The sequence below is a fragment of the Nocardioides sp. genome (assembly GCF_047607365.1).
GTDB lineage: Bacteria > Actinomycetota > Actinomycetes > Propionibacteriales > Nocardioidaceae > Nocardioides.
On the sequence record NZ_JASGDD010000163.1, the window covers coordinates 1 to 8195 of the forward strand.

Below are 8195 nucleotides of genomic sequence, written 5' to 3' on the forward strand. Positions count from 1 at the left end.
CCCTGGCCACCTACGGCCCCGACCACCCCTACGGCGCCATCACCCCCAGCACCGACCTCACCCCCAACCCCACCACCACCGGCTTCACCGGCGCCATCGACGAACTCGCCCTCTACCCCACCGCCCTGGCGGCGCGACGCGTCGCCGCCCACTACAACGCGGGCTTCGCGGGGGCGGGCTCGACCGGCGCCGCCCTGCTGACCGCCCATCTCGGCTCCGCCGGCGCTGGGCTGGACGTGACGGCGCTGACCGTCGCCGGCCGACTGCTGCGGGCACGGGCGGACGCCACGGGCGATGCGGCGTTCGCCGGGCTCGGCATCGGCACCACGGTCACGCTGTCGGTCAGGGGCGTCGACACGTGGGCCTACCAGCCCGTCACGCCACAGGCGGTGACGCTCGACCAGGCCGAGGTGGACGTCGATCTCCCCGTGACGCCGTGGCCCACCGTGACCCTGACCGGGACGGTCACCGACGCCACCGACGCCACGCCGGTCGAGGGGAGTCAGGTCGCGGCGGTGCAGGTCATCGACGGCACCAGCCAGACGTCGTACGGCACGACCGACGACCAGGGTCGCTACTCGATCACCGGTCTCAGGTCGGGCGCCGGCGTGACCACCACCGTGTCGGTGGTCGGCTCCCGTGGGCGGGCCGGCAGCACCGTCGACCTGACCGCCACGCACACCCTCGACCTGAGCATCGAGCCGCAGAAGACCTACCGGCTCCAGCTGCACTTCCTCACCCAGCTCCCCGGCGAAGCCGCCCAGGAGCAGGCCTTCGGCTGGAGCCCGATCGCTCACTACAGCTTGGCACTCACCACGCCCGCAGGCTCGGCCTACCCGTCGTCCAGCCAAGAGGTGCAGGGCTATCCCGGAGATCAGGTGCGGCTCTGTGCCGACGGCTACGAGGCGGGTCTCCCCGCCGGCTGTGCCGAGACGCTCCTCCCGGCCTCGACCGATGCGCCGGTGGCCCTGACCCTGACCCTCCACGGCGCCCAACAGGTCAGCCTCACGCCGCAGCGCGCGGATGGCGACACGACCGACCCCATCGACGTCACCGGGGTTCGGACGGACGGCGACGGCACGCTGCACGCCTTGATGCAGGCCGACTCATCGGGCGCCCCGCAGACTCTGGCCGTCCCCGCCGCAGGGACCTGGGACTTCAGCTTCACCTCCGGATCCTTCAGGGCGACTCGGACCGCGGTGGTCGTCGCCTCCGACGAGGTGGTTCCGCTGGGCACGGTGACGCTGAGCGACGCGGGAGCGTTCGCCGACTCCGCCAATCGTGTCGCGGTCACCCAGGCGCACGTGGCGCCGGGCGGCCTGCTCGACATCGCCGTGAGGTGGTCGTCCTCGACGGCACTCGACGACGCCGTCCTCGTGCTCGACGTCCCGGCGGGCACCGCCCTGCTCGACAACGGACTGGTCGTGAACAAGAAGGTCGTCTCGGCCACCGTCGCGGACGACCACACGGTCACCGCGCCGATCGGCAGCGTCGCGGCGGACGCCGAGGGCACGGCAACGCTCCATCTCCAGCTCGGCAGCGGGTCGGACGCACCCCCCTCCGGGGCGCTTCCGATCCGCGCGCGGATGAGCTATCGGGGCGGCGAGGGCCTGATCGGCACCGGCACCACCGAGGTCGCGACCGTCAGCCTCGACGGACCCACGACGACCAGCGTCGCCTCGATCGCCGTCTCCGGACACGCCGCCCCCGGCGCCGTGGTGAACGTCAACGACGGCATCCTCCCGATCGGCGCCTTCACCGCCTCGGCCAGCGGCTACTGGCACGGCACGGTGACGCTGCCGGATCGCGGGCAGGGCTACGTGCACCCGCTCTACGCGACCACGCCGATCAGCGCGGGGTCGCCGGCGGGACCGGTCTACCGCAGCGACGAGCTCGACGTCACCTACGACACGTTCGTCCCGACCATCGGCGACGTCACGCTCCAGCAGGACTCGCTCGGGTCGAAGGTGACCGCGCCGGCCGGGGCGTCGTACCCCTTCGTCTACGTGCCCGGCGACATCGCCGTCACTGCCCAGGTGACCGACCCCGACCGGGTCACCGACGCCACGGTCACCGCCGACGGCACCACGGTCCCGGCGACGGTCGGCTCCGACGGCACGGTGACCGCCACCGTCCCGATCCACGAGCTCAAGGGCCCGATCACGCTCGAGTACGACGAGGGCCCGTCGACCGCAAGCTGGCTCGACCAAGCAGGGCCGCTGCCGGACAGCATGGAGCAGGTACGCCTGAGGCTGCCGGCGGCGGCAAGTGCCCTCAGTGACCCCGTCCTGGCCGCCGGCAGCTCGGCCACGCACGTCTCCGGCACGTCGACTGTAGTCGACGACCCTGCCCAGACGGTCACCACAACGATGGACGTGCTGGACACGCCGGACGACACAGTGGGTCGACAACTGGCCCCGGACCTCTGGGTGGGGTCATCCGGCGAGGTCGTGACGGAGGATGCCGGGTCCAGAACCTTCAGCGTGACCGTCTCGTTCTTCGTTCCCGCGAGCGACCTCGATTCGACGGCTCGCGCTGGTGCCACCCAAGCACGAGTGGGCGGTCGTGATCTCACGGAGATCCGCCTCAAGCAGATTCGCGAAGGGACCGATACAGCGGTCGATGGTGCTATCGACCTCCTGGACCCCAGCGAGGCCAAGAAGCTGAAGGAATTGTCGCGCCTCGTCGAGAGCGTGCAGAGCTGCACCTGGGATAGCAGTTCTGCCGCGAACCTCCTCCCTGCAGCGCAGAAGATCGTCGGGACCGCTCAGAATCTCAGCGTCGGCCGTGGCGCGACCACACTGATGGCCAAGCTCGCAAAGTCGGTCGGGATGGAGAAGGCCGCCAGAGCCATCATCTTCGGGTTCGGGGAACTCAACCAGGTCGGGATCGACGACATGATCGGCGGGCTGCGAGAGATCGCCTGTACGCCGCCGCCGTGCGAGCCCTCCGATGCGGCTGACTGCCAACAGCCGAGCCCGGCGAGGAACACACAGGCCACCCTCGCCAACCCGGTCGGCATCGTCGACCCGAGCGGCGTGCTCACCGACGGCCCCTACTCCTCGCCGTTGAAGGACGCGACCGTGACGATCCTCAGATCGGACACCGGAGCACCCGGCACCTGGGAGATCTGGGACGCGGAGGACTTCGAGCAGACCAATCCCGTCACGTCGACCGCGACCGGAGCGTACGGGTGGAACGTGCCGCCCGGGTGGTATCAGGTGGCGGCCTCGGCACCCGGTCACCTCTCGGCCCAGAGCCAGGCCCTCGAAGTGCTGCCGCCGCAGCTCGGGGTCGACCTGATGCTGCCGGACGAGGCGCTCGGATCGGTCCACGATGTCGCCGGCGCCGGCGGCACCTCCCCGAGCGTGACCGTCCACTTCGGCACCTGGATGCAGGCCGCGACGCTGGACGGCGGGCACCTCACGCTGACGGACGCCAGCGGGACCGCCGTGCCGGCGGTCGTCACCCCCGTCGACCCGCAGACGGCGCCCGGCGGACTCAGCCTGACGAAGACCGTCACGCTGGTGCCGACGCGGCCCGCCGGAGCCGGCGCCGACTGGTCGCCCACCTTGACTCTCCACGTGGACCGCAGTGCCCTGGACGCAGCCGGTCGGGAGCTGGCAGCAGCGATCAGCCAGCCGGTGACACTGGCGGTGCCGGACACCGGCACCTCGGATCCGGAGCCGTCGCCCACCCCCGGCCCAACCCCGACGACGCCACTGCCCCACCGGACGATCGCCGCCAAAGCGCTCAAGAAGACCGTGGCCGTGAAGGCGAAGGCCACGATCTTCGGCACCGTGACCCCCGGCGGTCGCGGCACGGTCGTGCTCCAGCGCCAGGTCAACGGCACCTGGACGACGCTGTCCACCCGCGCGACCCTGAAGAAGCAGCGCCTCCCCGGTCGCCGCGGCAAGGCGTGGGGATACGTCATGACCGTCAGGTTCAAGGCGAAGGGCAGCTATCGGCTGCGCGTCGCCGAGGCGGCCGGCTCACCGTACGCCGGCGCGTCGCAGCCGTTCACTCTGCGGGTACGCAAGTAGCACCGGACGCGAACACGCTTCCCGACCGCCCCTCACAGGGTCGTCGACAGCGCGGGGAGCGCGGCGGTGATCAGGTGCAGCAGCTCCTCCCGGCTGATCCCCGGATCCGTGCCGGAGGTCTCGTCGCGCTTCCACTCCAGCACCATCTCCTCCGCCAGCGCCGCCCATCCCCGGACGAGCAGCCGCGCGGCGGGGGTGTCCTCCAGCAGGTGGTCGGTGTCGGAGGTGAAGATGCGGTCGGTCAGCGCCGAACGGCCCTCGTCGTAGATCCGGCGCAGCGTCTCGTTGCCGCTCTTGGCGCCGGTGATCAGGGAGAGATAGCCCTCGTAGTGGGTGTCGACGTATTCGACGTACGCCTCCATCGAGATGAGCAGCCGCTCGACCGCGTCGCCGCTCTCGGGCGGCGCGGTGCGGGCGATGAGGTCGTCGGCCGCGCGACGGACGACGGCCTCCTGGAAGCCGGCCAGCCCCCCGAAGTAGTGGTAGAGCAGGCCGCGCGAGATCCCCGCGCGCTCAGCGAGCAGGTCGATGGAGATCTCCGACAGCGAGCGCGTGGAGAACAGGCGTACGCCGAGGTCGAGCAGCTGCGACCGGCGCTGATCCGAGCTCAGTCGTGTCCTCGCAGTGGCCATGGCGCCACCCTAGTGACTCCGACCGCTTTATTGAAAGATGTTCAACAACTCTATTGACACCTGTTCAATAACGGATCTAGCCTCGGACCCATGAGCGACACCCAGGTCACGGTCGACCACCTCATCGTCGGCGCCGGCTTCGGCGGCATCTGCGCCGCCATCAAGCTCGACGAGGACGGCGAGACCGACTTCCTCGTCCTCGACCGTGGGGACGACGTCGGCGGCACCTGGCGCGACAACACCTACCCCGGCGCGGCCTGCGACGTCCCGAGCCAGCTCTACAGCTACTCGTTCGCGCCCAACCCGGACTGGTCGATGAGCTTCTCGCCGCAGCCGGAGATCCAGGCCTACATCAAGCGGGTCGCCCGCGAGTCCGGCGTCCTCGACCGCTGCGTCTTCCGCACCACCGCGACCGACGCCGCGTGGGACGAGACCCGCCAGCGTTGGATCGTCACCACCACCGGGCCGACCGGCGAGACGACGTACGCCTCGCGGACGCTGATCGTCGGCCCCGGCCCCCTGAGCGAGCCGAAGCTCCCCGAGATCGAGGGACTCGACACGTTCGGGGGCGAGGTGTTCCACAGCGCCCGCTGGCGCCACGACGTCGACCTCGCCGGCAAGCGCGTCGCGGTCATCGGCACCGGCGCCAGCGCGATCCAGATCGTCCCCGAGGTGCAGAAGGTCGCGGCGCAGCTGGACGTCTACCAGCGCACGGCGCCGTGGGTCCTCCCCCGCAACGAGCACCGCTACTCCGGCCTGGAGAAGCTCGCGTTCCGCCACGTCCCGGGCCTGCAGAAGGCGGCCCGGACGGCGATCTACTGGGGTCGCGAGGCCTACGTCCCGGCCTTCGTGTGGCAGCCGAAGATCGCCACGCCCGCCAAGCTGCTCGCGCTGCGCAACATCGCCCGCGGGATCAAGGACCCGGAGCTGCGCGCGAAGGTCACGCCGACCTTCGAGATCGGCTGCAAGCGGATCCTCATCTCCAACCGCTACTACCCCGCGCTCGCCGCCGAGAACACCGAGCTGATCACCGACCCCATCGCCCGCGTCACCCCGACCGGGATCGTCACGGGCGACGGCAGCGGCACCGAGACCGAGCGGGAGATCGACGTCCTGATCGTCGCGACCGGCTTCGAGACGACCGACATCCCCATGGCCCACCACGTCCGCGGCGTCGACGGCGAGCTGATGGCCGACCGCTTCGCCCGCACCGGCGCCCTGGCCTACAAAGGGGCGACGGTGCCCGGCTTCCCCAACCTGTTCTTCGTGATCGGGCCCAACACCGGCCTGGGACACAGCTCGATGGTCTTCATCATCGAGTCGCAGGTGCAGTACATCCGCGACGCGCTGCGCACCATGCGCGCCCACCGCTACGCGACGGTCGAGCCGACCGAGGCCGCCTTCGAGACGTGGAACGCCGGCGTCCAGGGCCGCTTCGCCACGTCGGTCTGGACCACCGGCGGCTGCGCATCCTGGTATCTCGACGACCAGGGACGCAACACCACCCTCTGGCCTGGGTTCACCTTCCACTTCCGCCATCTTCTGCATACCTTCGACGTCGCGAAGTACGTCGTCACCGCAGCCACTCACGACAACGAATCACAGGAGCTCGTCAGCGCATGAAGTCACTCAACGACAAGGTCGTCGTCATCACCGGAGCCGGCTCGGGGATCGGCCGGGCGCTCGCCGTCAGCCTCGCCCGCCGCGGCGCACGGCTCGCGCTCTCCGACGTCAACGCCGCCGGTCTCAAGGAGACCGTGGGACTCGCCAAGGCAGCCGGCTCTCCGCAGGTCCACTCGACCACGCTCGACGTCGCCGACCGCTCGGCCTTCGAGGCCTACGGCACGAAGGTGGTCGACACCTTCGGCGGGGTCAACGTCGTGATCAACAACGCCGGCGTGACCATGACCGGCGACTTCGAGGACATGACGCTCGACGAGTTCGACTGGATCCTGGGCATCAACCTCGGCGGCGTCATCACCGGCACCAAGGTGTTCCTGGACGCGATCATCGAGTCCGGCGACGGTCACATCGTCAACATCAGCTCGCTCTTCGGGATGCTGTCGATGCCGGGCCAGTCGGCCTACAACGCGTCGAAGTACGCCGTGCGCGGCTTCACCGAGGCGCTGCGCGAGGAGATGCTGATCAACAAGCACCGCGTCGGCGTCACCTGCGTCCACCCGGGTGGCATCAAGACCGGCATCGCGAGGAACGGCCGCAAGACCGTCGGCCAGAACGCCGCGGCGATCGACAAGCTCTTCGACGAGAAGCTGGCTCGGATGACGCCGGACAAGGCGGCCGAGATCATCGTCAAGGGCATCCTCAAGAACCAGGCCCGGGTGCTCGTGGGCCTCGACGCACACGTGGTGCACAACTTCCAGAAGTTCACCGGCTCGCGCTACCAGGACATCGTCGCCGCGGGCGCGAGGTTCGTGATCCCCAAGAAGACCGTCTGAGCATCCCGCCCGCGTCGGCGGTCAGCGCATCGGCGGGATCGCGTCGGTGGCCTCGAACTGACCCATGCCCGTCAGCTGCAGCAGGTCCGCCGTCACGGCCCGGATCTGCAGCAGGACGCCCTCGGCGTTGAGGATCTCCGAGCGCTCGACGAAGGCGCTCGCCTGCCCGATCTCGATCAGCCGGGGGCGCACGGCCGCCGGCGTCCGGTCGGCGGTGAGCTCCAGCGCCATCGCCGCCGACGCCTGGGCGAGCCGCTCGGCGAGCACCGCGTAGTCCTCCGGGATCGGCACTCCCCGGTAGGCCGCGACGGCGACCATGCGCACGAGCACGCGCGTCGAGCGGAGCGCCCGGTCGAGCGGCTCGACCATGTCGCTCATCCGGCGTACGTTCTGGCGGTGCCGGACGCGGAACGGCGACGACGCGACGACCGCCATCCCCTCGTCGGCCGCCGCCTGGAGCTCGCGGACGAGCGGATCGGTCGAGCGGGCCTCCTTCAGCACGGACATGCCGTGCACGGCGTCGGCCTCCCGCATCACCTGGGCGGCCGCCGTGAGCAGCGTCCCGATCTTGCGTACGACGACAGCCCCCTGCTCCCGCGGACGCCGGAGCGCCGCGGCCGGCACGATCGTCGCGGCGACGAGGGCGACCGCGCCGCCGACGAGTGCATCGGTCCAGCGGGTGAACGCGGCGCTGGCGCTGGGGATGAGCGCGGTGATGAACAGGCCCTGGACGGCGGCCTGGTTGACGAAGAGCTGCCCGCCGTCGGCGAAGATCGCGATCGACATCGCCAGACCGACGATGAGCATGATCTGCCACGCGCCGACGCCCCACCACAGCACGAGCAGGTCGCCGAGCAGCACGCCCAGCGCGACCCCGAGCGTCACCTCCGCGACCCGCCGCAGGCGCTGGCCGTAGGAGGTCCCGAGCGAGACGACCGCGGCGACACCGGCGAAGACGGGATGGGCGTGGCCGAGGAGGTGGTGCGCGACCCACCACGCCACGCCGGCGGCGAGCGCGCACTGCGCGACCTGCCACCGCCGCGCGCGCCAACGGGCGAGCGCGC

Annotated in this window: 5 protein-coding genes; 3 read left to right on the forward strand and 2 right to left on the reverse strand. The window is 70.6% G+C overall.

The genetic code is table 11. The features are described 5' to 3' along the window. Nucleotides 1-4043 (forward strand): hypothetical protein (locus QM572_RS12830; RefSeq protein WP_415093698.1); only part of this gene is annotated, 4043 nt, incomplete at its 5' end. 32 nt (nucleotides 4044-4075) lie between these two features. Here the strand turns inward: QM572_RS12830 and QM572_RS12835 are convergent. Further along, nucleotides 4076-4675, reverse strand: a complete 600-nt coding sequence (locus QM572_RS12835) for a TetR/AcrR family transcriptional regulator (protein ID WP_415093700.1) — start codon at nucleotides 4673-4675, stop codon at nucleotides 4076-4078. A 90-nt stretch (nucleotides 4676-4765) separates the two neighbouring features. On the opposite strand from QM572_RS12835, the gene QM572_RS12840 reads away from it, so the two are divergent. Then, nucleotides 4766-6298, forward strand: a complete 1533-nt coding sequence (locus QM572_RS12840) for a flavin-containing monooxygenase (protein ID WP_415093702.1) — start codon at nucleotides 4766-4768, stop codon at nucleotides 6296-6298. Next, a complete protein-coding gene (locus tag QM572_RS12845) occupies nucleotides 6295-7131 on the forward strand; it encodes an SDR family NAD(P)-dependent oxidoreductase (protein ID WP_415093704.1) in 837 nt (278 codons plus the stop codon). The genes QM572_RS12840 and QM572_RS12845 overlap by 4 nt, the downstream gene beginning before the upstream one ends. Nucleotides 7132-7152: 21 nt before the next feature. On the opposite strand, the gene QM572_RS12850 is transcribed toward QM572_RS12845, so the two are convergent. After that, the coding region (locus QM572_RS12850; RefSeq protein WP_415093706.1) for an FUSC family protein at nucleotides 7153-8195 on the reverse strand (1043 nt) is incomplete at its 5' end.

Excerpts from the sequence above, each read along its gene's own strand:
- QM572_RS12840 (WP_415093702.1), top strand. The coding sequence starts at position 4,766 with ATGAGCGACACCCAGGTCACGGTCGACCACCTCATCGTCGGCGCCGGC.
- QM572_RS12835 (WP_415093700.1), bottom strand. The coding sequence starts at position 4,675 with ATGGCCACTGCGAGGACACGACTGAGCTCGGATCAGCGCCGGTCGCAG.
- QM572_RS12845 (WP_415093704.1), top strand. The coding sequence starts at position 6,295 with ATGAAGTCACTCAACGACAAGGTCGTCGTCATCACCGGAGCCGGCTCG.